This window comes from Mesorhizobium sp. M0761 (assembly GCF_040320205.1).
Lineage (GTDB): Bacteria > Pseudomonadota > Alphaproteobacteria > Rhizobiales > Rhizobiaceae > Mesorhizobium.
Genome location: NZ_JAMYPF010000011.1, coordinates 1 through 22,141 on the forward strand (window position 1 = coordinate 1; position 22,141 = coordinate 22,141).

Annotated in this window: 21 protein-coding genes and 1 pseudogene; 12 read left to right on the forward strand and 10 right to left on the reverse strand. The window is 64.3% G+C overall.

Annotated features, from left to right (window positions below):
* Nucleotides 1-74: 74 nt before the first annotated feature.
* Nucleotides 75-281, forward strand: a pseudogene (locus NKI32_RS18590) (3-oxoadipyl-CoA thiolase); the annotation flags it as partial.
* 13 nt (nucleotides 282-294) lie between these two features.
* Here NKI32_RS18590 and pobA read toward each other — a convergent pair.
* From pobA to pcaD, 6 genes are read right to left on the reverse strand one after another with little or no spacing between them, the layout of a single operon-like run.
* Nucleotides 295-1,467 (reverse strand): 4-hydroxybenzoate 3-monooxygenase, encoded by a 1,173-nt coding sequence (pobA, locus tag NKI32_RS18595; protein ID WP_023685269.1) that lies wholly within the window; start codon nucleotides 1,465-1,467, stop codon nucleotides 295-297.
* Nucleotides 1,467-2,519, reverse strand: a complete 1,053-nt coding sequence (locus tag NKI32_RS18600) for a 3-carboxy-cis,cis-muconate cycloisomerase (protein ID WP_353003137.1) — start codon at nucleotides 2,517-2,519, stop codon at nucleotides 1,467-1,469. The genes pobA and NKI32_RS18600 overlap by 1 nt, the downstream gene beginning before the upstream one ends.
* Nucleotides 2,520-2,538: 19 nt before the next feature.
* Nucleotides 2,539-3,153: a protocatechuate 3,4-dioxygenase subunit alpha gene (pcaG, locus tag NKI32_RS18605; RefSeq protein ID WP_023685271.1), complete on the reverse strand. Its 615-nt coding sequence runs from the start codon at nucleotides 3,151-3,153 to the stop codon at nucleotides 2,539-2,541.
* Nucleotides 3,153-3,908 carry a protocatechuate 3,4-dioxygenase subunit beta gene (gene pcaH / locus NKI32_RS18610; RefSeq protein ID WP_023685272.1) on the reverse strand — a complete coding sequence of 252 codons (756 nt, stop codon included), beginning with the start codon at nucleotides 3,906-3,908 and terminating at the stop codon, nucleotides 3,153-3,155. The genes pcaG and pcaH overlap by 1 nt, the downstream gene beginning before the upstream one ends.
* Nucleotides 3,898-4,311 (reverse strand): 4-carboxymuconolactone decarboxylase, encoded by a 414-nt coding sequence (pcaC, locus tag NKI32_RS18615; protein ID WP_023685273.1) that lies wholly within the window; start codon nucleotides 4,309-4,311, stop codon nucleotides 3,898-3,900. The genes pcaH and pcaC overlap by 11 nt, the downstream gene beginning before the upstream one ends.
* The gene (pcaD, locus tag NKI32_RS18620; RefSeq protein WP_353003138.1) at nucleotides 4,304-5,113 is read right to left on the reverse strand and encodes a 3-oxoadipate enol-lactonase; all 810 of its coding nucleotides are present in this window, start codon (nucleotides 5,111-5,113) and stop codon (nucleotides 4,304-4,306) included. The genes pcaC and pcaD overlap by 8 nt, the downstream gene beginning before the upstream one ends.
* Before the next feature lie 92 nt (nucleotides 5,114-5,205).
* On the opposite strand from pcaD, the gene pcaQ reads away from it, so the two are divergent.
* The 9 genes from pcaQ (at nucleotide 5,206) to NKI32_RS18665 (ending at nucleotide 14,754) form a co-directional block, all read left to right on the forward strand.
* Nucleotides 5,206-6,123: a pca operon transcription factor PcaQ gene (gene pcaQ / locus NKI32_RS18625; protein WP_023685275.1), complete on the forward strand. Its 918-nt coding sequence runs from the start codon at nucleotides 5,206-5,208 to the stop codon at nucleotides 6,121-6,123.
* A gap of 276 nt (nucleotides 6,124-6,399) precedes the next feature.
* Complete coding sequence (locus NKI32_RS18630) at nucleotides 6,400-7,698, forward strand: ABC transporter substrate-binding protein (protein ID WP_023744538.1); 1,299 nt, start codon at nucleotides 6,400-6,402, stop codon at nucleotides 7,696-7,698.
* Nucleotides 7,699-7,721: 23 nt separating this feature from the next.
* A complete protein-coding gene (locus NKI32_RS18635; protein WP_023668149.1) occupies nucleotides 7,722-8,462 on the forward strand; it encodes an ABC transporter ATP-binding protein in 741 nt (246 codons plus the stop codon).
* The gene (locus tag NKI32_RS18640) at nucleotides 8,459-9,187 is read left to right on the forward strand and encodes an ABC transporter ATP-binding protein (RefSeq protein ID WP_353003139.1); all 729 of its coding nucleotides are present in this window, start codon (nucleotides 8,459-8,461) and stop codon (nucleotides 9,185-9,187) included. Before NKI32_RS18635 ends, NKI32_RS18640 begins: the two co-directional genes overlap by 4 nt.
* On the forward strand, nucleotides 9,184-10,080 hold the full coding sequence (locus NKI32_RS18645) for a branched-chain amino acid ABC transporter permease (protein WP_023725449.1): 897 nt from the start codon (nucleotides 9,184-9,186) through the stop codon (nucleotides 10,078-10,080). Before NKI32_RS18640 ends, NKI32_RS18645 begins: the two co-directional genes overlap by 4 nt.
* Entirely contained in the window at nucleotides 10,077-11,141 is a 1,065-nt protein-coding gene (locus tag NKI32_RS18650; protein ID WP_353003140.1) for a branched-chain amino acid ABC transporter permease, read from the forward strand. Before NKI32_RS18645 ends, NKI32_RS18650 begins: the two co-directional genes overlap by 4 nt.
* Before the next feature lie 2 nt (nucleotides 11,142-11,143).
* Nucleotides 11,144-11,929 (forward strand): coniferyl-alcohol dehydrogenase, encoded by a 786-nt coding sequence (locus NKI32_RS18655; RefSeq protein ID WP_023714837.1) that lies wholly within the window; start codon nucleotides 11,144-11,146, stop codon nucleotides 11,927-11,929.
* A 94-nt stretch (nucleotides 11,930-12,023) separates the two neighbouring features.
* Nucleotides 12,024-13,469: an aldehyde dehydrogenase gene (locus tag NKI32_RS18660; RefSeq protein ID WP_023739491.1), complete on the forward strand. Its 1,446-nt coding sequence runs from the start codon at nucleotides 12,024-12,026 to the stop codon at nucleotides 13,467-13,469.
* Nucleotides 13,470-13,722: 253 nt separating this feature from the next.
* Complete coding sequence (locus tag NKI32_RS18665; protein ID WP_023733166.1) at nucleotides 13,723-14,754, forward strand: hydroxyacid dehydrogenase; 1,032 nt, start codon at nucleotides 13,723-13,725, stop codon at nucleotides 14,752-14,754.
* 160 nt (nucleotides 14,755-14,914) lie between these two features.
* Here NKI32_RS18665 and msuE read toward each other — a convergent pair whose 3' ends face one another.
* Together msuE and NKI32_RS18675 are read right to left on the reverse strand one after the other, a co-directional pair.
* On the reverse strand, nucleotides 14,915-15,475 hold the full coding sequence (msuE, locus tag NKI32_RS18670) for an FMN reductase (RefSeq protein WP_352444550.1): 561 nt from the start codon (nucleotides 15,473-15,475) through the stop codon (nucleotides 14,915-14,917).
* Nucleotides 15,476-15,600: 125 nt separating this feature from the next.
* Nucleotides 15,601-16,305 carry a glutathione S-transferase family protein gene (locus NKI32_RS18675; RefSeq protein WP_352444552.1) on the reverse strand — a complete coding sequence of 235 codons (705 nt, stop codon included), beginning with the start codon at nucleotides 16,303-16,305 and terminating at the stop codon, nucleotides 15,601-15,603.
* A 99-nt stretch (nucleotides 16,306-16,404) separates the two neighbouring features.
* Here NKI32_RS18675 and NKI32_RS18680 point away from each other — a divergent pair, with 99 nt between their 5' ends.
* Nucleotides 16,405-17,292 (forward strand): AraC family transcriptional regulator, encoded by an 888-nt coding sequence (locus NKI32_RS18680; RefSeq protein WP_023691348.1) that lies wholly within the window; start codon nucleotides 16,405-16,407, stop codon nucleotides 17,290-17,292.
* Between the two features lie 107 nt (nucleotides 17,293-17,399).
* The gene (locus tag NKI32_RS18685; protein ID WP_023824827.1) at nucleotides 17,400-19,046 is read left to right on the forward strand and encodes an acetolactate synthase large subunit; all 1,647 of its coding nucleotides are present in this window, start codon (nucleotides 17,400-17,402) and stop codon (nucleotides 19,044-19,046) included.
* 29 nt (nucleotides 19,047-19,075) lie between these two features.
* Here NKI32_RS18685 and NKI32_RS18690 read toward each other — a convergent pair whose 3' ends face one another.
* Together NKI32_RS18690 and NKI32_RS18695 are read right to left on the reverse strand one after the other, a co-directional pair.
* Nucleotides 19,076-20,446 (reverse strand): alpha-glucosidase/alpha-galactosidase, encoded by a 1,371-nt coding sequence (locus NKI32_RS18690; RefSeq protein WP_353003141.1) that lies wholly within the window; start codon nucleotides 20,444-20,446, stop codon nucleotides 19,076-19,078.
* A gap of 21 nt (nucleotides 20,447-20,467) precedes the next feature.
* Nucleotides 20,468-22,135: an ABC transporter ATP-binding protein gene (locus tag NKI32_RS18695; RefSeq protein WP_353003142.1), complete on the reverse strand. Its 1,668-nt coding sequence runs from the start codon at nucleotides 22,133-22,135 to the stop codon at nucleotides 20,468-20,470.
* Nucleotides 22,136-22,141: the final 6 nt, after the last annotated feature.

A 22,141-nucleotide genomic window follows, 5' to 3' on the forward strand; every position in this document is an offset into this window, starting at 1 on the left:
ATACAGCCTTTAAACCTCACAATTTCTTTGTAATCTAACTAATCGATCCCTTGGCCCCCCATGCATGCCCCGGGCTCCGCCAACTCGCAATCGCCGTGTTTGCGGAGCACGTCAACCCCAATGGCGGCGCCATCGCGCTTGGTCATCCCTTGGGCATGTCGGGCGCGCGCATTGCAGGCACGGCTGCGCTGGAGCTTCGCGAGCGCGGCGCCCGCTATGCGCTCGCCACCATGTGCATCGGCGTCGGCCAGGGCATCGCAGTGGCGCTCGAACGGGTTTGAGATCGCACTGCCCTTAATAGGGCAAACCGACATAGTTCTCCGCCAGCGCGGTCGACGCCGCCTGCGAATGCACGAGATAGTCGAGCTCGGCTTCCTGGATGCGCTGGCCGAACTCGCCCGTATCGGGAAAGCGGTGCAGCATCGTCGTCATCCACCAGGAGAAGCGCACCGCCTTCCACACCCGAGCCAGCGCTTTGGCTGAATAGGCGTCAAGCCCGGCCTGCGATTTGTCCAGATAGAATTCGCGAAGTCCGGCAAAGAGATAGCGCACGTCGCTGGCAGCGAGGTTGAGCCCCTTGGCGCCGGTCGGGGGCACGATATGGGCGGCGTCGCCGACCAGGAACAGCCGGCCGAAGCGCATCGGCTCGGCAACGAAGGAGCGCAGCGGCGCGATCGACTTTTCGAAGGACGGCCCGGTAACAACGGCGGCGGCAGTCTGCTCGGGCAGGCGACGGCGCAACTCATCCCAGAAGCGGTCGTCGCTCCAGGCCTCGACGCTCTCATCAACCGGAACCTGCACATAGTAGCGGCTGCGATGCGTCGAGCGCATCGAGCACAGCGCAAAGCCCCGCTCATGGTTGGCGTAGACCAGTTCGTGATCGGCCGGCGGCACTTCGGCCAGCACGCCGAGCCAGCCGAAGGGATAGGTCCGCTCGAAGGTTTTCAGCGCCCGCTCAGGCACCGATTTGCGGCTGACGCCGTGATAGCCATCGCAGCCGGCGATGAAGTCGCAGTCGATGCGATGGCCGACGCCGTCCTTGCTATAGGTGACGTAAGGCGCTTCGCCATCGAAACCATGCAGCGCGACGTTGGCCGCCTCATAGACGGTGGTCAGCCCGGCCGCCTCGCGCTTGTCCATCAGATCGTGCGTCACTTCGGTCTGGCCATAGACGGTGACATGCTTTCCCCCAGTCAGTGCCGTGAGGTCGAGCCGGTGCAGGCCGCCGCCGAAGGCAAGCGAGATGCCGGCATGCAGCAGGCCCTCGGCATGCAGCCTTGCAGCTGCGCCCGCCTCTTCGAGCAACTCGACGGTGCCTTGTTCGAGCACCCCTGCCCGCACCCGGCCAAGCACATGCTCCCGGCTCGAACGTTCGAGGATCACCGTCTCGACGCCAATGGTGCCGAGAAGCTGGCCAAGCAGCAGCCCGGACGGTCCGGAGCCGACAATGACAATCCGGGTGCGCATCAGTGTCCCAGGCTTTCGATCTGTCCGGCGAGTTCGGCGGCGAGCCGTAGCGCAGCCGCGGTCGCAACCGCCATCTGCGGCAAGAGCAGCCATTCCAGCGTCCAGGCAGCACCGGAGCGCTCCTGCTCATGCACCAGCGCCTGATGCATGCCGGAAAGCTGGGTGGCGTTGAAGCGCGCCAGCGTCACCAGCACTTCCGCCTTCACCGGGTTCTGCTTGTGCGGCATGGCCGACGAGCCGCCGCCGCCGGACAGCTTGATGTCGGTTCTATCTTGAGCCATCAGCGCAATGTCCTGGCCGAACTTGCCGAGGCTGCCGGTGATGAGCGATAGCAGCCCGGCGAATTCGGCCAGCGCGTCCCGCTGGCTGTGCCATTGCGGCGCGTCGCCAAGGCCGAGCTTTGCGGCAAGGGCCGCGCGCACGGCAGGTCCTTTGTCGCCCAGCTTCTCCAGCGTGCCGGCGGCGCCGCCAAACTGCACCACGAGCAGACGCTTGGATTGCTCCGACAGTCTCTGCTGATGCCGTTGCAGCGGCGTGCGCCACACCGCCACGCGGTCCGACGCCTGAATTGGGATCGCCGGCTGCATGCGCGTCATCGCTGTCAATGCACGGCTGCCAAAACGTTCTTCCAGCCCCACCAGCCGCAGAATGTTTTCAGTCAGCAGCAGGTCGACATGTTCAATGAGCCGGCGCAGCCGAAGCACCAGGCCAGTGTCGATGACGTCCTGGCTGGTTGCGCCGAAATGCACGCCGGCGTCGTGCGGCGCCCCGACCGCTGCCTTCAACTGGCGCACCAGTTCGGGCACGATCACGCCATCCTTCGCCACACCGGCCCGCAGCCGCGCGGTGTCCGGCTTGTATGACAACAGGACAGGTACAATCGCCGCGGCGGCATCCGTGCCGATAGTCCCGCTTTCGGCTTCCGCTTGCGCCAGCGCGCGCTCGAAATCGAGCATGGCGGCGATTTCCGCATCCACCGAAAAATGCCGAGCCGCCTCCTCGTCGCCGAGCAGGCCGGAGAGCAGCGGATGGTCGAAGGGCGATACGGTCATGTCATTGGTTTCCTGACCGTCAGCTGTCGAAGAAGACCGTTTCCTTCTCCCCTTGGAGATGGACGTCGAAAATATAGTTGTCGCCTTGCCGCTCGGCGATCAGCGTCGGCACTCGCACCTTGTGCTCGATGCGGGCCAGGATCGGATCCTCGGCATTGGCCTTGGCCTCGTCGGAGAAATAGAGCCGCGTGTGGAGGCCGATATTGATGCCGCGGGCGACGATCCACAGGCTGATATGCGGCGCCATCAGCCGGCCGTCGCCATACGGCACGCGTCCCGGCTTGATCGTCTGAAAACTGCACAGGCCGGTTTCCATGTCGGTCGGCTGACGGCCCCAGCCCTGAAAATCCGGATCGGCATCGCCGCGCAATTCGGCCGGCGAATTGTAGAAGCCATTGGCATCCGCTTGCCAGATTTCGATCAAGGCATCCCTGAGCGGCGTGCCGGTGCCGTCGAGCACGCGGATGCGCAAACCGATGCGCTCGCCCTTGGTCTTGTCGTTGAGCATCGTCGCGCCCAGGTCTGTCGGGTAGACGCCGCCGATACCACCGAAATTCGGCGTCAGCCCGATATGCACGTAGGGCCCGGCGGTCTGCGACGGGCTCTCCTTCAGCCGGGTCAGCGATTGCGCCATCAATTGCCCTCCGGCCGGTTTTCGAACAGCGCGGCGCGGCGCCCGCGCAGCACGATGTCGAACTTGTAGGCGCGCGCGTCGAACGGGATCGTCGCCTGCATGTCGAGCGCCGCGACCAGCGTCTCAACGGCCGCCTTGTCACGGATACCGCGCACGATCGGGCACCGCCAGATCAGCGGGTCGCCCTCGAAATACATCTGCGTGATCAGCCGCTGTGCGAAGCCGTGGCCGAACACCGAGAAATGGATGTGCGATGGCCGCCAGTCATTGGGCCCGTTCGGCCAGGGATAGGGACCGGGCTTCACCGTGCGAAAGGCATAGCCGCCATCGGCATCGGTGATGGTGCGGCCGCAGCCGCCGAAATTCGGATCGAGCGGCGCGAGATAGCCGTCCTTCTTGTGGCGGTAACGGCCGCCTGAATTGGCCTGCCAGAATTCGAGCAGCGCGCCGGAGACGCCCTGGCCGCGCTCGTCGAGCACGCGGCCATAGACGATGATACGCTCGCCGATTGCGCTCTCGCCGGGCTTGGCGAAGTTGTGGATCAGGTCATTGTCGAGTTCGCCGAGCATGGCGTGGCCGAACACCGGACCGGTGATTTCGGACGCCGTGTTGTCGAAGGCCAGCAGCGCCTTTTGCGGCGAGCGCAACACCGACGTCTTGTAGTCGGGCGTCAGCGCCGGCGGATGCCAGCCACGGTCGCGCTGGAAGAAGGCTCCGCTCTCGGGCCTGCGGTTCGAGCCGGCATCAGCTGGCATGGCCAGCCCTGCTTCCGTCCATTTCCGAAAACACCTCCTTGGCGATCCTGAAGGCGCGGTTGGCGGCCGGCACGCCGGCATAGATCGCGACATGCAGGAACGCTTCGCAGATATCGTCGCGCGACGCACCGGTGTTGGCGGTGGCGCGCACATGCATGGCGACCTCTTCATCATGGCCAAGGGCGGCCAGCAGTGCCAGCGTCACGATCGAGCGTTCGCGCCTGCTGAAGCCCGGACGCGCCCACACAGTGCCCCAGGCTGCCTCGGTGATCAGCTCCTGGAACGGCCGGTCGAAATCGGTGACGGCATCCTCGCTGCGATCAACATGCGGGTCGCCGAGCACCGAGCGCCTGACGGTCAGCCCGGTCTGATATCTGGTTTCGTTTTTGGGCAGTTCATCCATGGGTCTGCTTTCTCAGGGGAAGCGCCGCGACGAAATCGCGGATCAGGGTGGTCAGCGCCTTGGGCTGTTCGACGCAAGGGATGTGCGCGGCGTCACGAATGATTTCGAAATGTGCGCCTGGGATCAGATCGGCCAGCCAGCGGACGAGATCCGGCGGCGTCGAGCCGTCCTGGTCGCCAACGACGCAAAGCGTGGGTACCGCGATCCCCTGCGCGGCCTCGGTGAAATCGGCATCGCGCACCGCGGCGCAGGTGCCGACATAGCCGGCGACGGCTTGCCGGGTCATCATGTTCCAGTAGCCGTCGAGCTCGGCGACACGGTCCGCGTGGAAGGCAGGCGTAAACCACATTTTGAGCACGGCATCGGCGATGGCCTGGATACCTTTGCTTTCGACCGTTTCGATGCGGGTGTTCCAGCTGTCGGCCGTGCCGATCTTGTGGGCGGTGTCGCACAGGATGAGGCCGTCGACGATTTCGGGGCGCCGGGCATAAAACCCTTGCGCAATCAGGCCGCCCACCGACAGGCCGCACAGCACCGCATTGTTCAGTTCGAAATGATCGATCAGGCCCGACAGATCATCGACATGCTCGTCGATCGAGCTGACGCCACCAATGTCGGACAGGCCATGGCCGCGCTTGTCGTAGACCAACACAGGCATTTCGCCACCCAGTTCGGGCAACACCTCGTCCCAGACGCGGAAGTCGGTGCCCAGCGAATTGATGAACACGATCGGCCGCGCATTTCCCTTCGCCTTGATATGGCGATGGTGCAGCGTGATGCCGCCAATGTTGACGAATGGCACGATTTCGATCCTCCGTGTTCACATTGCACAAGGCATTTGGTTTGGTAAAATGATATTTTACGCCGTTTCATTAACTGCTAGGTTATGAGAACATGTCCGAAAGCCGCATAAGGTTCCGTCACCTGCAGGCATTCCTTGAGGTAGCGCGGCAAGGCAGCGTGGCGAGGGCGGCCGACTTTCTCCATGTCAGCCCACCGGCCGTGACCAAGACGTTGCGCGAATTGGAGGAGGCGCTTGGCATCGCTGTCGTCGAACGCGACGGCCGCGGCATCAGGGTGACACGGCTTGGCGAAATCTTTCTCGGCCATGCCGGCACGGCGATCACGGCACTGAAGCGCGGCGTCGATTCCGTCCGCCAGGACGGCGCCATCAACCGGCATCCGATCCGCATCGGCGCGCTCCCGACAGTGTCGGCCAAGGTGATGCCACGCGCCATAAGCCTGTTCCTGAGTGAAAATACCGGTGCTGCGATCAAGATCGTCACCGGCGAGAACGCGGTCCTGCTGGAACAGTTGCGCGTCGGTGCGCTCGATCTCGTCGTCGGCCGGCTTGCGGCGCCGGAAAACATGACCGGCTTCTTCTTCGAGCATCTCTATTCCGAACCGGTGCTGTTCGTGGTGAGGGCCGGCCATCCGCTGCTGCAGCCGGGCCAGGACATCTTCGCCCGGCTCGATGAATTTCCGGTGCTGATGCCGACGCGGGAATCGGTCATCCGCCCGTTCGTCGACCGCCTGTTCATCACCAACGGCATGACGGCGCCTGCGACCGAGATCGAGACCGTCTCGGATTCCTTCGGCCGTGCCTTCCTGCGCCAAAGCAACGCGGTCTGGATCATATCGACAGGCGTCGTCGCCAACGAACTCTCCAGCGGCGCCTTCGTCGCCTTGCCCGTCAACACCGAGGAAACCAAAGGGCCGGTCGGCCTGACGATGCGGACCGACACTGCGCCTTCGCCGGCCTTCACCATCCTGCTGCAGACCATTCGCGAGGCGGCCAGCCAGAACGCCTGAGCACCTTTCGCCAATCTGGCGCAGAGCGGGCCTTCAGCCGTATTTCCATAACCTGTTGGTTAACGAAACACCGCAAAATATCATTTTACCAAACCAAACACCTAGGGCACTGTGACCATGGGAGGATCGAAATCGTGCCGTTATCGGCATTGGCGGCGTTCCGCTGCCGCCTCAAGGCCTGCCGGGGCGATCTCCGATCTTAAGAACGGGCGGCATCGATTTTGAGCAGGCCGGCGGTGACCTCCAGGTGCCGTCAGGAAAGGGAGGAATACCAGCATGACCTCAAGCAAATCCGGCGTCTCGCGGCGCCAGTTCATCGCCACATCGCTCGCCGGCGGCGCGGCACTTGCGCTCAGCCGCGGCCAGGCCTTCGCGCAGGCCGCCGACACGCTGAAGGTCGGCTTTGTCAGCCCGCGCACCGGGCCGCTCGCCGGCTTCGGCCAGACCGACGGCTATGTGCTCGATCTCGCCCGCAAGGCGCTCGCCAACGGCCTCGACATCGGCGGCAAGAAATACAGTGTCGAGATCATCGACCAGGACACGCAATCCGACCCGTCGCGCGCCGGCCAGCTCGCCAAGGACCTCATCAACAACCAAGCCGTCGACCTGATGCTGGCGGTGTCGACGCCGGAGGTGATCAACCCGGTCGCCGACGCCTGCGAAGCCGCCGGCGTGCCTTGCCTCTCCACCGTCATGCCGTGGGAGGCCTGGTATTTCGGCCGCGGCGCCAAGCCCGGCGAACCCTCGCCGTTCAAATGGACCTATCATTTCGGCTTCGGCGTCGACGAGTTCTTCCGGACCTACATCTCGCAATGGAACCTGATCGAGACCAACAAGAAGGTCGGCGTCATGTACCCCAACGACGCAGACGGCAATGCCATCCGCACCCATCTGGCGCCGTTGCTGGCAAAGCAGGGTTTCACCATCGTCGATCCCGGCGCCTACGAGACCGGCACCACCGACTATTCCTCGCAGATCGCGCTGTTCAAGCAGGAAGGCGTCGAGATCTTCAACTCCTTCCCGATCCCGCCGGACTTCGCCGCCTTCTGGCGTCAGGCTGCACAGCAAGGCCTGATCAAGCAGATCAAGATCTGCCAGGTCGCCAAGACCGGATTGTTCCCGTCCGACATCGAGGCGCTCGGCGATCTCGGCAACAAGATTTCGAGCGCCGCTTACTGGCACAAGGCCTTTCCCTACAAGTCGCCGCTGACCGGCGTTTCGGGGATCGAACTGGCCGACGGTTATGAGGCCGCCAGCGGCAAGCAGTGGACGCAGCAGCTCGGCGCCTCGATGTCGCTGCTCGACGCCGGCTTCGAGGCGCTGAAGGCAAGCACCGACGCCAAGGACAAGGCGGCCGTCGCCCAGGCGCTGAGCACGCTCAACACCGAGACCATGATCGGCAAGGTCGACTTCACCAGCGGCCCGGTCGCCAATGTCTCTCCCGGCCCGATCATCGGCACGCAATGGGTGGCGGCCAAGGAAGGCGGCAAATTCCCGCTCGACTACGTCGTGACCGAGAACGCCACCGACCCGAAGGTTCCGGTCGAGGCCAAGCTCCAGCCGTATAACAGCTGACGGTCGGTTACGGGGATCGCATCGTGAACGGTTCAGCAAACGCCGCGATCCTCCGCGCTGCCGGCATCCAGAAACGCTTCGGCGCGCTGGTGGTGCTCGACGATGTCGACTTCGCCATGAATGCCGATGAGGCCGTCGGCATCGTCGGCCCCAACGGCGCCGGCAAGACGACGCTGCTCAGCATCTTGTCAGGCGCCTTCCCGCCGAGCGCCGGCACGGTCGCCTTCAAGGGTGGCGATGTGACCGCGATGCCGGCTACAGCGCGCTGTCGTCTCGGCCTGGTGCGCACGCACCAGGTGCCCAAGCCGTTCAGCGGCATGACCACGTTCGAGAACGTTTTTGTTGCCGCGTCGCATGGCGCCGGTCTCGCCCGCGACGAGGCCTATGAAGAGGCGCTGGAGGCGCTGAAACTGTGCGGCATGATGGGCGTGGCCAACCGGCGCGCCGAAACGCTCGGCCTGCTCGACCGCAAGCGGCTGGAACTTGCCCGCGCGCTCGCGGCAAGGCCTACGCTGCTTCTGCTCGACGAGATCGGCGGCGGACTGACCGATGGCGAGGCGAGCGAACTTGTCGATACCATCAAGGAATTGCGCCGCCGCAAGATCGGCATCGTCTGGATCGAGCACATCGTCCACATCCTGCTGCAGGTGGCAGAGCGGCTGATCTGTATGGACGCCGGCAAGATCATCGCCGATGGCGAGCCGCAAGCGGTGATGGCCGACCCGGAAGTCGTGCGCGCCTATCTCGGCGGAGGCCCGAAATGAGCCTGCTCGCAATCGAGAATCTGGTCGTCCGCCATGGCCTGTTGCAGGCGGTGCGCGGTGTGAGCTTTACGATCGAGCGCGGCGAAACGCTGGCGCTGGTCGGCGCCAACGGCGCCGGCAAGACGACGCTGCTGCGGGCGATCGCCGGCGCCCATGAGCCGACGGCCGGCCGCGTGCTGCTGAATCGTGCCGATATCACCGGCGTTCCCTCGCACAAGCGCGTCGGCATGGGCGTCGCGCTGGTGCCGGAAGGGCGAAAACTGTTCGTGCAGATGACGGTCGAGGAGAACCTCCTGCTTGGCAAGACCGCCGGCCGTCCCGGCGACTGGAGCGTGGAACGAGTGCTCGACACGTTCCCCAATCTGAAGCCGCGCCGCCATGCCAAGACCGGGCATCTCTCCGGTGGCGAGCAGCAGGCCACCGCCATCGGCCGCGCTTTGATGAGCAATCCCGAACTGCTGCTGCTCGACGAGGTCTCGCTCGGCCTGTCGCCGCTGGTGGTCCATCGCGTATACGCTTCGCTGCAAGGCCTGATCAGCTCCGGCACGACGATCATCCTGGTCGAACAGGACCTCAATCGCGCGCTCTCGGTCTCGGACAAGGTCATCTGCATGCTCGAAGGACTCGTCGCGCTGGAAGGCCCGAGCAAGGGCATGTCCCGCGATGAAGTGACGAAAGCCTATTTCGGTCTGCACAGAAAAAGCGCCGGGAGTGTGCCGGCATGAGCAACCAGATCGTCCAGGGCATCCTGCTCGGCGGCTACTACGCGCTGATCGCCTGCGGCCTCTCCTTCATGTTTTCGGTGATGCGCATCATCAACCTCGCACATGGAAGCCTGGCCGTGTTTTCCGCCTATGCGCTGTGGTGGCTCGCCTCGCAATTCCATATCTCGCCCTTCGTCGGCCTGCTCATCGTGCTGCCGCTGATGGCGGCCATCGGCTGGGCGCTGCAACGCTTCCTACTCGAGCGCAGCGCCCGCGGCGGCGCGCTCCTGCCGATCCTGACCACGTTCGGCCTCGCCATCGTCATCGACAATGCGCTGTTCGAGCAGTTCGGCGCCGACACACGTTCGCTGGCGCCCTATATCGGCAGCCTCTCCTACGATTCCTGGGAATGGCCGGGCAGCATCTATGTCGGCAAGCTTGCCGTGATCATGTTCGCCGCCGCCGTCATATTGCTTGGCGGACTGCAGCTGTTCCTCACCCGCACCAGGCTTGGCCGCTCGATCCGCGCCACGTCGGAAGATCCCGACACGGCCGGTCTCGTCGGCGTCGATGCGCGCCGCGCCAACGCCCTCGCGGCCGCCATCGCCATGGTCACGGTCGGTCTTGCCGGTGCCTTCCTCGGCATGCGCGCCACCTTCGATCCCTATACCGGCGCACCTCAATTGCTGTTCGCTTTCGAGGCGGCCGTGATCGGCGGCGCCGGTTCGCTATGGGGCACGCTGGTCGGCGGCATCGTTCTGGCGCTCGCCCAGACGCTCGGCGCGCAGATCCATCCGCAAGGTTTTCTGATCGGCGGCCATGTCGCCTTCCTGATCGTGCTGTTCATCCGGCTCTCCACCTCCGGCCTCGGCCTGCGCGGCCTGCTGCGCCTGCCCGCGAGGAAAGCATCATGAGCGCGGTTTTAAACGCCCCCGCTATCGAGCGCGGCACCTCCGCCTCGCGCATCTCGGCGATTGCGGTCGTCGTCATCATCGCGCTACTTGGCGTCGCGCCGCATTTCCTGTCGGCCGGCGCCGTCGACCGCGTGACCGCCTTGTTCATCTATGTGATCCTGGCAGCGATGTGGAACGCGCTGGCCGGCTTCGGCGGGCTGGTTTCGGTGGGACAGCAAGTGTTCTTCGGCCTCGGCGCCTATTTCACCATCCGCCTGGCCGATGCCGGCCTCAACCCGTTCGCTTCGCTGTTCGTCTCCGGGATCATTGTCGGCGCGATCTCCTGGCCGATGTCGCTGTTCATGCTGCGGCTCAGGAACGGCGAGTTCGCCATCGGCATGTGGGTGATCGCGGCGCTCACCCATCTCCTGGTCAATCTCGACCGGCTGGTGCAAGGCGAGACCGGGACGTCGCTGATCTCGCTCAACGTCTATGACGCCGGTTCCAGGCGGGCGACGATCTACTGGCTGGCGCTGGCCGCGATGACGGCGCTGCTCGCCACCCTGTTTAGCCTGCTGCGCGGCAGCACGGGTGCGGCCATCCGCGCCATCAGGGACAATGAGGAGGCCGCGGCATCGGTCGGCGTGCGCGTCACCGGAACCAAGCGGCTGCTCTTCGTGCTCGCCGCCTTCGGCATCGGCATGGCCGGCGCGCTGTGGTTGGCCACGTCGATCACCTTCCAGCCGAAAACCTACTTCAACGTCCAGTGGACCGCCTACATGATCTTCATGGTGCTGGTCGGCGGCATCGGCACCTTCGAGGGCGCCATTCTGGGTGCGCTGCTGTTCTTCCTCATCGAGACCTGGTTCGGCGGCACCGGCGTCTGGTATCTGATCGGCCTCGGCGCCACGGCGGTGCTGTTCTCGCTGTTCCTGCCGCGCGGCGTGTGGGGAACGCTGGAGGAGCGCTTTGGCCTGCGCCTGCTACCGGTCGGCTACCGGGTCAGGCTGCCGGCAAACGCCGGCGATAGTGACGCGACGCCTTCGCCGCAACAGGCCGCAACGCATAGTGAAAAGGCGTGACCATGCTGTTCGGCAAGACCATCCTCATCACCGGTGTCGCCTCTGGTATCGGCGCTCGCACGGCCGAACTTGCCGGCCAACTGGGCGCTGACGTGATCGGCGTCGATATGCGTGAACCGGCAGCATCGGCCGGCAGTTTCGTCAAGGCTGACATCTCATCCAAGGCCGGCGTCGACGATCTCCTCGGGCGCCTGCCGCAGCGCATCGATGCGCTCTGCAATGTCGCCGGCCTCCCCGGCAACACCGGTGCGGTGTCGACACTGGCCGTCAACTTCTACGGCCTGCGCGCGCTCTCGGAAGGCCTCGCACCAAGACTTCGTGAAGGCGGCACCGTGGTCAACGTCGCCTCGATCGCCGGCTATGGCTGGCGCGCCAATCTCAACCGCGCGGCATCGATGGTCGGCATCGAAGGCTTTCCCGATGTGGCGAAGATGATCGCCGACCATCAGGTGAAGAACGAGGAAGGCTATCCCGTTTCCAAGGAGCTGCTGCTGTTGTGGACGCAGCGCGCCGCACATCAGGACCTGTTCAGGAGCCGCGGCATCCGCGTCAATGCAGTGAGCCCCGGCCCGGTCGAGACGCCGATCCTCAAACAGTTCCGCAATGTGCTGGGTGACGCCCGCGTGGACAGCGACATCGCCAGGGTCGGGCGCGCCGGAACCTCGGGCGACATCGCGCCTGTCGTGCTGTTCCTGTGCTCGGACGGCGCACGCTGGGTCAACGGCGCCAATGTGCCGGTTGACGGTGGGCTTGAAGCATCGATCAATGCCGAGGTGCTCGGCTTCTAGACCATGATCCCGAAAAGTGGGAGCCGGTGTTCGGATCAGATCGTGGTCGATAATAGATAGAAAAGACGCTCGACGGCGAGCGAGGGAGAGAACAATGGACATCGGACTTCTGATCGACGGCGACAAAAGGGATGCGTCAGGCTCCGCCTCTTACGAGCGCATGGACCCGTTCACCGGCAAGCTGGCCACCCGCGCTGCCGCAGCCAGCATCGCCGACGCCAATGCCGCGGTGGAAGCCGCGGCCCTCGCCTTCAAGAGCTGGTCGAAGACCGGACCGGGCGAGCGCCGCGCTTTTCTGTCCAAGGCGGCCGATGTCATGGACTCCAAGGTCGGCGAATTCACCAGATTGATGATGGAAGAAACCGGCGCCACCGGCCCCTGGGCCGGCTTCAACGTCATGCTCGCCGCCAAAATGCTGCGCGAGGCAGCCGCCATGACGACGCAGATTTCGGGCGAGGTCATTCCCTCCGACAAGCCCGGCACGCTGGCCATGGCGATCCGCCAGCCGGCCGGCGTCTGCCTCGGCATCGCGCCGTGGAATGCACCGGTCATCCTCGGAACCCGTGCCATCGCCATGCCGATCGCCTGCGGCAACACGGTTGTGCTGAAAGCTTCGGAAATGTGCCCAGGCACACACCGGCTGATCGGCCAGGTGCTGGTCGAGGCCGGCCTGCCCAAGGGCGTCATCAATGTCGTCACCAATGACCCCAAGGACGCAGCGGCAATCGTCGAGGCACTGGTCGCGCACCCTGCAGTCAGGCGTGTCAACTTCACCGGCTCGACCAAGGTCGGCAGAATCATTGCCGAACTCGCCGGCCGTCACTTGAAGCCGGCGCTGCTCGAACTCGGCGGCAAGGCGCCGCTGGTCGTGCTCGACGATGCCGACATCGATGCGGCGGTCAATGCGGCGACCTTCGGCGCCTACATGCATCAGGGCCAGATCTGCATGTCGACCGAGCGTCTGGTCGTCGATGAAAAGGTCGCCGACGAGTTCGTCGCCAAGCTCGCCGCCCGCGCGGCGCAGCTGCCTGCCGGTGACCCGCGCGGCCATGTCGTGCTCGGTTCGCTGATCAGCAGCCAGGCCGCCGACAAGATGGAAGAACTGGTTGCCGACGCCGTCGCCAAGGGCGCCAGGCTTGTGGCCGGCGGCAAGCGCACCGGAACCGTGGTCGAGGCGACATTGCTCGACCACGTGACGCCGGCGATGCGCGTCTATTCGGAAGAATCCTTCGGCCCGGTCAAGCCGGTGATCCGCGTCAAGGGCGAGGACGAAGCGGTATGTGTCGCCAACGATACCGAATACGGCCTGTCCTCGGCCGTGTTCAGCCGCGACATCCGCCGTGCCATGGCGGTTGCCGCGCGCATCGAAGCCGGTATCTGCCACATCAACGGCCCGACCGTCGGCGACGAGGCGCAAATGCCGTTCGGCGGCGTCAAGGGTTCAGGCTACGGCCGCTTCGGCGGCAAGGCCTCGATCGCCGAGTTCACCGACCTGCGCTGGCTGACGATCGAGGATCCGGGGCAGCACTATCCGTTTTGACTGCACCTTCTCTCACAGGGGGAGAAGGAAAGGAGCCCTCAGGGCCGTTGCCTGGCGAGCCAACGGATTCCCGCATCAAAACCCGGCAAGGCTCGAGCCGCGCGATCGGCGGCCCCTCCCGGAGTTGTAAATCGTTTGATGGTGGGTATTTTACCCCTCAAGCACATGCCGCCGGAAAGCGGCAAGTGGTTTTGGGACTACCACAAGTGCAAAGCAAAATACGCGATGCGGATCGCGCCGGGGAGGAATCGTCATGCCAAACAAGGCCTTGCCGCTGGTCATCAGCGCGCCGGAACCACGCACGCTCGACCTGATCTTCACCCCACCGCAGCTGGCGCGCCTCAAGGCGCATTACCGCGTCGTCGAGACGACGGCCGAGGGCGTGGCGAACTTGCCCGCCGACGTGCTGGCCGAAGCCCGCTATATTATCGGCCAGCCGCCGATCTCGCCCGAGACTTTGGACCAGATGCAGGCGCTGCGTTGCGTCTTCAATGTCGAGACCAACCTCATCAACAACATGCCCTATGAGACGCTGTTTGCGCGCGGCATCCATGTCGTCACCACCGGCCTCGTCTTCGCCGAGCCGGTGGCCGAGCTTGGCCTCGCCATGGCGCTCAACCTTGCCCGAAATATTGTCGATGCCGACCTCGCTTTCCGCAAAGGCGAGGAGCTGTGGGGCGGCGATGGCAATTTGACGGCGCGGCTTCTGTCCGGCGCCGATGTCGGCATCATCGGCTTCGGCGATCTGGGCCGTGCGCTGAACCGGCTGCTGTCGGGCTTTCGTACCCGCACCAAGGTCTTCGATCCCTGGCTGCCGCCATCGATCCTGATCGACAATGGCGTCGAACCGGCCTCGCTCGACGAGGTGCTGTCGACCAGTGACTTCGTCTTCGTCGTCGCTTCGGTGACCTCGGAGAACCAGGGTTTTCTCGGCACCGATGCTTTTGCCAGCATGCGCAAGGGCGCCGCCTTCATCCTGCTCAGCCGCGCCGGCGTCGTCGATTTTCCGGCCTTGATGGCGGCGGTGAAGAGTGGTCACATCCTTGCCGCCAGCGATGTCTTCCCCGAAGAGCCGCTGGCGGCGGACCATCCGGTCCGTGCGATCCCCGGCTTCCTGCGCTCCGCCCACCGCGCCGGCGCGCTCGACATCGCCTTCAAGCGCATGGGCGACATGGTTCTGGAAGACATGGACCTGATCGACCGCGGCCTGCCGCCGCTGCGCTCCAAGCGCGCCGAGCGCGAGACCGTGTCAAGGATGCGTTCGAAGCCGGCGGACAGGAACTAGTTATCGCGATAAATCCGTCTGAAATGGATTTCGGAGTTAGCCAAGCCGCGTTGTCATCGTCGCTCAGGATGACCGCAAGCGCGGGAACCTTTGCACGGCGATACCCCGCCAGGCCTGGCCGGCGGGGTATTGATTTGCGGATCACGTAAAAATCTGCGTGCTATCCGGCCGCGACGCCGGCAGCTGAGCGATTGGCCAGCACCAGCCCGACCTCGCCGACGACCTGCTCGACGCGCTTCAGGATGGGTTCTGCCCGCAGCACGCCATCGGAAAAATCCTTGTCCGTGGCATAGACCCCTGTCGGCAGCGTCAGCGCCTCGAAGAAGCCGAACAGCGGCCGCAACTGGTGCTCGACGATCAACGCGTGGCGATCGTTACCGCCGGTGGCAAGCAGCACCACCGGCTTACCGCGCAAGGAAGCGGGATCGAACAGATCGAAGAAGTGCTTGAACAGGCCGGTGTAGCTGCCCTTGTAGGTCGGCGACCCCACCACCAGCACATCGGCATTGACGACGCTGTCGAAGATTGCCCGCGCCTGACCGTCGAGATCGCGCGCCCATTTGGCAGCGCCAAGTGAGGGGCCGAGGTCTTCGATGTCGTAGGTACTCGCCGACAATCCATGCTGGCGCGCAATGTCCCTGACGACCTGGTCGACGAAGCCGCGCGTCTTGGACGGCCGGGTGAAATTGCCGGAAAACCCGACGACGGTTGGATTGGGCATGTTTCTCTCACCTCTCGCGGACCTGCTTGATGCCGCATATTTACAGGCTTGCGCCTGCCGCAAGAAGCAAATGACTGACCTTGCAGCACCATAGTGAGGAATTTTTTTCCGTTTGCCCGCTCGTCTCAGGCCGCGAGAAGCCGGCCATAGGATTCCAGGTAGAAGCCGGGCGACCTTGCGCAGGTCCGCACCGCCTCCCTGGCGGCAACCGTTTCCTGCCACCGCAGCAGGCGCTCGCATTCGGTCGGCATGGCAAAGCCCAGATATTTCTCAAGCACGCACAGCTGTTCGAACCAGGGATAGAAGGCGACGTCGGCGGCGCTGAATTCCGAGCCCAGCAAAAACCGTTCGTCCGCCCCTCGCCTCGCAAAGGCATGCTGTTCCACAAAGCGCAGGGCGTCGCCAAGCTGGGCCTTGATCCGCTCATGAACCATAGCGTCGGAACTGTGCATCATGGTTGCCGTCCTGGCGTAAAGCTGCGTGTCGGCGAAGCTGATCCAGATGCGCGCCTCAGCGCGGGCATGAGCATCCCTGGGGAAAATCGGCCGTTCGGGGAATGCATCATCGAGATATTCGCAGATGATCGCCGACTCCCTGACATATTGCCCCTGATGGCGCAGCAGCGGCACCTTTCCCGTCGGCGTGAGTTTCAGGAACCACGCCGGCTTGTTGCGCAGATCGATTTCGATTTCCGTCGCCTGCAGGCCTTTCTCGGCAAGGGCGAGCCTGACACGGTGCGCATAGGGACAAAGCTGCGCGACAAAAAGCTCGATTGGCGGCATGAATAACTCCTGAGTTTCGTTATCGCCGGCAAGCGGCCTGTCGGGCATAGCTAGGTCCAGTAAGGCCGGCGCGCTATTCGACAGCGTCTGGATTGATTTATCGATCGTCTGTTTCTGGAGCGAAGCGTGGATCTCCTGGCTACCCTCATGCGCGAATTGCACTTCGCAGCCGCCGGGTACCGGCGCCTCGAACTGGCCGCGCCCTGGGCGATCTCGTTCAGCCAGGCTGGACTTCGCGGCATTCACGTCGTCATCAAGGGGCGATGCGAGGCGGTGTTCGGTGAGGAAGATGTCGAGCCTCTCGATGCCGGCGACCTGATCATTGCACCGCGCGCCGATCCGCATGTGCTGCGGTCGCCCGGCGCGCTCAAAAGCGCGAACGTCCCCGCCGCCGAACTGGCGACCCAAACCGCAGCCGGGCGTATTCGCAGCGGCGGCGAAGGCGAAAAGACCGTCATCCTGTGCGGCGCCTTCGCCTTTCGCGACGCCGACCATCCGGCACTTGCCGGCCTGCCGCGCATCGTTCACATCCGGGGATCGAATGGCCGTCTGCCCAAATGGCTGCGTGGCTATGTCGAGGCCTTGCTGGTGGAAGCGACCGACGAAGGTCCCGGCAGCGACGTAGTAATGGCTCGCCTGTCTGGGGCCATCGTCACGCGCGCCTTGCGCTCCGGTCTGGAAAGCATGGACAATCCAGGTTGGCTGAGGGGATTGCAGGACCCCGCGATCGCCAGAGCGCTCGCGACCCTGCATGAAGCCTATGGCCACGACTGGACGATCGAGACCCTGGCACGCGCGGTCGGGCTCTCCAGGGCAACCTTTGCCGCCCGCTTTCGCGATCTCGTCGGCGAAGCGCCCATGGCCTATCTCTTCGGCTGCCGCATGCGGCAGGCCAGCCGGCTGCTGCACGAGGGCAAGAGCCTGGGCCAAGTCGCCGAGGCGGTCGGCTACAGCTCGGAAGCCGCCTTCTCCACCGCCTTCAGGCGCCACGCCGGCGTCTCGCCCGGCCAATTCAGGAAACGGAAGGATCTGTAAGGCAGAGCGATATTGGCGGCGGCCGCGCCTCGCGGTAGGACTTTGCCAGCACTATGTCTGATCATATCCCGACGCGGTTCGCCGCCGCTTTGCCCAGGAGATGCTTCGTGCCCAAAGGTTCTGACCTGCTTGTTGCCGCCCTCGAGAATGAGGGCGTCGATCGCATCTTCGGCATTCCCGGCGAAGAAAACCTGGACGTCGTCGAATCCATCCGCAAATCCTCGATCCAGCTCATCCTCACCCGTCATGAGCAGGCGGCGGCGTTCATGGCCGCCACCCATGGCAGGCTCACCGGCAAGCCAGGTGTGTGCATCACCACGCTGGGACCCGGCGCCCTGAACCTGACGACGGGTGCCGCCTATGCGCTGCTCGGCGCCATGCCGATGATCATGATCACCGGGCAGAAGGGCATCCGCTCGTCGCGCCAGGCCCGCTTCCAGATCGTCGACATCGTCGCCGCGATGAAGCCGTTGACCAAGCTGTCACGTCAGATCATCTCGGCGAAGACCATTCCCGCCGTGGTGCGCGAAGCGTTTCGGATTGCCGAGGAGGAGCGTCCGGGGCCGGTGCATCTGGAACTGCCCGAAGACATCGCGGCCGAGGAGTGCGACGATGTCGCGCTGATCCCGCCGCATCCGGTCGAGCTTCCGCTGGCCAGCCCGCTGGCGCTCGACCGTGCCGCTGAGATGATCATCAAGGCGCAGCGGCCGCTGGCGATGCTGGGCGCCGCCGCGTCGCGGCCGCGCTCGACCTCCGACCTCGCCCAGTTCGTCATCAGAACCGGCATTCCCTATTTCACCACCCAGATGGGCAAGGGCACGGTGCCCGGCGGCACCGAACTCTACATGGGCACAGCGGCGCTGTCGGAGCGCGACTATGTGCATGAGGCGATAGAACAGGCCGACCTCATCATCACCATCGGCCACGACACGATCGAGAAGCCGCCCTTCATTATGGGCGACAAGGGACCGAAGGTGATCCATGTCGGTTACCAGCCAGCCAATGTCGAGCAGGTCTATTTCCCGCAGACCGAAGTGATCGGTGACATCGGCGCTTCGCTCAGGCTGCTTGCCGACCGGATCGAGGGCAAGATCCCCAACGCGCAAGCGTTGCTGCCATTGCGCGAAGGCATTTTGACCCGCATTGCCGCCCGCGCCACCGAAGACCGTTTCACGCCGCAGCGTCTGGTTCATGACGTGCGCGCGGTGATGCCGGCCGATGGCATCCTGGCGCTCGACAACGGCATGTACAAGATCTGGTTCGCGCGCAATTACCGCACGCGCGTCGCCAACACTTTGCTGCTCGACAACGCCCTGGCCACGATGGGCGCCGGCCTGCCCTCGGCGATGACGGCCGCGATGCTCTATCCCGCACGCCGCGTCATGGCGATCTGCGGCGATGGCGGCTTCATGATGAACAGCCAGGAACTGGAAACCGCCGTCAGGCTGAAGCTCAACCTCGTCGTGCTGATCATCGAGGACAATGCTTTCGGCATGATCCGCTGGAAGCAGGCGGTCGACCGGTTCCCCGATTTCGGCATGACCTTCGGCAATCCCGATTTCGTCAGATATGCCGAGGCCTATGGCGCCAAGGGAACCAGGGTCGGCGCCGTCTCAGAAATACAATCGACGCTTGAACAGGCTTTTGCCGGCGGTGGCGTCCATCTCGTCGTCGTTCCGATCGACTATTCGGAGAACGAGCGCGTGCTGGTCGAGGAACTGCGCCACCGGTTGCCGGCGCCACCGGAGGCCTGACGGTGGAGTAGATACCGCCGCAGCAGCGCTCAGGCGGCCCGGACCTTGGCGCTCCCACGCGCCCAGGTCGGCAGCCAGTCGCCATGTGTCGCCAGCAACTCATCGACCAGCGCCCAGATCTGGTCGAGATCGAGTTCGGCCGCCGTATGCGGGTCCATCATCGCCGCGTGGTAGATGTGCTCGCGGTTTTCGGTCATCAACGCCTGCACCGTCAGTTCCTGCACATTGATGTTGGTGCGTATCAACGCGGTGAGTTGCGGCGGCAGCTCGCCAATATAGGTCGGCTGGATGCCGGAGGCGTCCACCAGACACGGCACCTCGGCGGCGCAATTGTCCGGCAGCGAGGTGATGCAGCCATTGTTGCGGACATTGCCGTAGATCACCGAAGGCTCCCCGGTCCACACCGAGTTCATGATCGAGGACGCGTATTCCTTCGATTGCTCGACTTCGATGCGGTCGGCCGAGCGATAGGCCTCGGCCTGGCCCTTCCAGCGCTCGATCTGTTCGATGCAGCGCTTGGGATATTCGTCGAGCGGAATGCCGAACTTGTCGATCAGGTCGGGGCGGCCTTCCTTGATGAAATAGGGCGTGTATTCGGCGAAATGCTCGGAGCTTTCGGTGACGAAATAGCCGAGCCGCGTGAGCATCTCGTAGCGCACCTTGTTGGGGCACCGCGGGTTCCAGCCCGGCTTCGGTGCCCTGCCCTCGCGATAGGCGCGGACGAGGTCCGGATAGAGGTTGCGGTAAGAGCCATCCGGCTGCCGGTGCTCGAACTTCAGGTAGAAGGCCATGTGGTTGATGCCGGCCGAGCGGTAGCGTATCTCGTCGTAGGGAATGTCGAGATCGTGCGCCAGTTCCATCGCTGTGCCTTGCACCGAATGGCAGAGGCCGACCTGTTTGATGTCAGGAAATTTCTCTGAAATCGCCCAGGTGTTGATCGCCATCGGGTTGACGTATTGCAGCATGATCGCGTCGGGGCAGACGGCCAGCATGTCCTCGCAGATCTTCCACAGATGCGGCACGGTCCGGAGGCCGCGCATGATGCCGCCGACGCCGAGCGTGTCGGCAATGGTCTGGCGCAGGCCGTATTTCTTCGGCACCTCGAAATCGGTGACGGTGCAGGGCTCAAAGCCGCCGATCTGGAAGGCGACGACGACGAAGTCGGCGCCGGCGAGCGCCCTGCGCTGGTCGGAATAGGTCTCAGCCTTCGCCTTCACGCCCAGAGTCGCGATCAGCTTGTTGACAACGATGGCGCTCTCTTCCAGCCGCTGCGGATTAATGTCCATCAGCGCGATCGTCGCGCCTGACAGCGATGGCCGCTGCATCACGTCGCCGACAATGTTCTTCATGAACACGGTCGAACCCGCGCCAATGAAGGTGATCCTGGGATGTCTTGCCACTATTAAGCCTCCGGCACTTTGCTACGCCACGTCGAAGGCGGCCCTGACGAGCCGTTCGGTGTAGGCGGTCTTGGGATGGGTGAGGACCTCGTCGACGGGTCCCTGTTCGACGATCTTGCCGTTCTGCATGACGATGACGCGATGGCAGAGCGCGCGCACCACCTTGAGGTCGTGCGAAATGAAGAGATAGCTAAGGCCGCGTTCGTCCTGCAGCTTGCGCAACAGGTCGATGATCTGCGCCTGCACCGAAAGGTCGAGCGCCGATGTCGGTTCATCGAGCAGGATGAATTCGGGCTCCAGCGCGATGGCTCGGGCAATGGCGATGCGCTGCCGCTGGCCGCCGGAAAATTCGTGCGGGAACCGCGACAGGATATCGCCGGGCATGCCGGCGCTGACCAGGGCGTCGCGAACCCGATCGACCCGCTCGCGCCGTGTCGCGCCGATCCTGTTGACGACCAGCCCTTCCTCGATGATCTGGCCGATCGTCATACGCGGGTTGAGCGACGAGAACGGATCCTGAAAAACGACCTGCATGCGCGAGCGCAGCGGCCGCATCTCGGCGCGCGACAGGCCGTGGATCGGCTGGCCGTCGAAGCTGACCTCGCCGCGCTTGGCCTCGGTGAGCTTGAGCAAGGCGAGACCGAACGTGGTCTTGCCGGAGCCGGATTCGCCGACCAGCCCCAGTGTCTCGTGGCGGCAAAGCTTCAGGCCGAGATCGTCGACGGCGACCAGCTCGCGCCAGTCCGGCTTCAGGAAGCTGCCATGGCGCAGCATGAAGCAGACGCGCATATCGCGGGCCTCGAGGATGGTGCCGCTGTTTTCCGGCAGCGGCTGCGGCTTGCCGTGCGGCTCGGACGCGAGCAGCCGCTTGGTATAGGCATGCTGCGGGTCGGCGAACAGCCGCTCGGTGACGTTGTGCTCGCACATCTCGCCATGCTGCATGACATAGACATAGTCCGAGAATTTCCGCACCACGGTGAGGTCGTGGGTGATCAGGATGACCGCCATCCTGAGTTCTTTTTGCAGATTGCGGATCAAATTGAGGATCTGCGCCTGCACCGTGACGTCGAGCGCCGTCGTCGGCTCGTCGGCGATCAGCACATCGGGGTCGTTGGCGAGCGCCATGGCGATCATCACGCGCTGGCGCTGCCCGCCCGACATCTGGTGCGGATACTGCTTGATGCGCGCTTCCGGCTCGGGGATCTGGACATGCCGCAAAAGCTCGAGCGCCCGCGCCCAGGCTTGCTTGCGGCTGACCTTTCGATGCACCCTGATCGCCTCGACGATCTGACTGCCGACCGTATAGATCGGGTTGAGCGAGCTCATCGGCTCCTGGAAGATCATCGAGATGCGATTGCCGCGCAACTTGCGCCGGGCGCTCTCGGGGAATTTCAGTATGTCCTGCCCGCAATAGTCAATGGTGGATTTCGGCGACACGGTGGCCCGCTTTGACAAGAGCCCCATGACAGCGCGCGCCGTCACCGACTTGCCGGAACCGGACTCGCCGACGATGGCGATCGTCTCCCCGCGATAGAGCTGGAACGAGACATCCTTCACCGCGTCGACGACGCCGTGCTCGACCTTGAAGGCGACCTCGATGTTGCGGGCATCGATGATGGGTTGGTCGTGGCGGCCGGCATGGTCGAACCGGACGGCTGGTGCGAAGGTGGCTGCGAGCGCTACGGTCATCCCAGC

What these genes read in the sequence shown, in the direction of transcription:
- pobA (WP_023685269.1), bottom strand. Translation starts at nt 1,467, where the DNA reads ATGCGCACCCGGATTGTCATTGTCGGCTCCGGACCGTCCGGGCTGCTG.
- NKI32_RS18600 (WP_353003137.1), bottom strand. Translation starts at nt 2,519, where the DNA reads ATGACCGTATCGCCCTTCGACCATCCGCTGCTCTCCGGCCTGCTCGGC.
- pcaG (WP_023685271.1), bottom strand. Translation starts at nt 3,153, where the DNA reads ATGGCGCAATCGCTGACCCGGCTGAAGGAGAGCCCGTCGCAGACCGCC.
- pcaH (WP_023685272.1), bottom strand. Translation starts at nt 3,908, where the DNA reads ATGCCAGCTGATGCCGGCTCGAACCGCAGGCCCGAGAGCGGAGCCTTC.
- pcaC (WP_023685273.1), bottom strand. Translation starts at nt 4,311, where the DNA reads ATGGATGAACTGCCCAAAAACGAAACCAGATATCAGACCGGGCTGACC.
- pcaQ (WP_023685275.1), top strand. Translation starts at nt 5,206, where the DNA reads ATGTCCGAAAGCCGCATAAGGTTCCGTCACCTGCAGGCATTCCTTGAG.
- NKI32_RS18630 (WP_023744538.1), top strand. Translation starts at nt 6,400, where the DNA reads ATGACCTCAAGCAAATCCGGCGTCTCGCGGCGCCAGTTCATCGCCACA.
- NKI32_RS18640 (WP_353003139.1), top strand. Translation starts at nt 8,459, where the DNA reads ATGAGCCTGCTCGCAATCGAGAATCTGGTCGTCCGCCATGGCCTGTTG.
- NKI32_RS18645 (WP_023725449.1), top strand. Translation starts at nt 9,184, where the DNA reads ATGAGCAACCAGATCGTCCAGGGCATCCTGCTCGGCGGCTACTACGCG.
- NKI32_RS18650 (WP_353003140.1), top strand. Translation starts at nt 10,077, where the DNA reads ATGAGCGCGGTTTTAAACGCCCCCGCTATCGAGCGCGGCACCTCCGCC.
- NKI32_RS18655 (WP_023714837.1), top strand. Translation starts at nt 11,144, where the DNA reads ATGCTGTTCGGCAAGACCATCCTCATCACCGGTGTCGCCTCTGGTATC.
- NKI32_RS18660 (WP_023739491.1), top strand. Translation starts at nt 12,024, where the DNA reads ATGGACATCGGACTTCTGATCGACGGCGACAAAAGGGATGCGTCAGGC.
- NKI32_RS18665 (WP_023733166.1), top strand. Translation starts at nt 13,723, where the DNA reads ATGCCAAACAAGGCCTTGCCGCTGGTCATCAGCGCGCCGGAACCACGC.
- msuE (WP_352444550.1), bottom strand. Translation starts at nt 15,475, where the DNA reads ATGCCCAATCCAACCGTCGTCGGGTTTTCCGGCAATTTCACCCGGCCG.
- NKI32_RS18675 (WP_352444552.1), bottom strand. Translation starts at nt 16,305, where the DNA reads ATGCCCGACAGGCCGCTTGCCGGCGATAACGAAACTCAGGAGTTATTC.
- NKI32_RS18680 (WP_023691348.1), top strand. Translation starts at nt 16,405, where the DNA reads ATGCGCGAATTGCACTTCGCAGCCGCCGGGTACCGGCGCCTCGAACTG.
- NKI32_RS18695 (WP_353003142.1), bottom strand. Translation starts at nt 22,135, where the DNA reads ATGACCGTAGCGCTCGCAGCCACCTTCGCACCAGCCGTCCGGTTCGAC.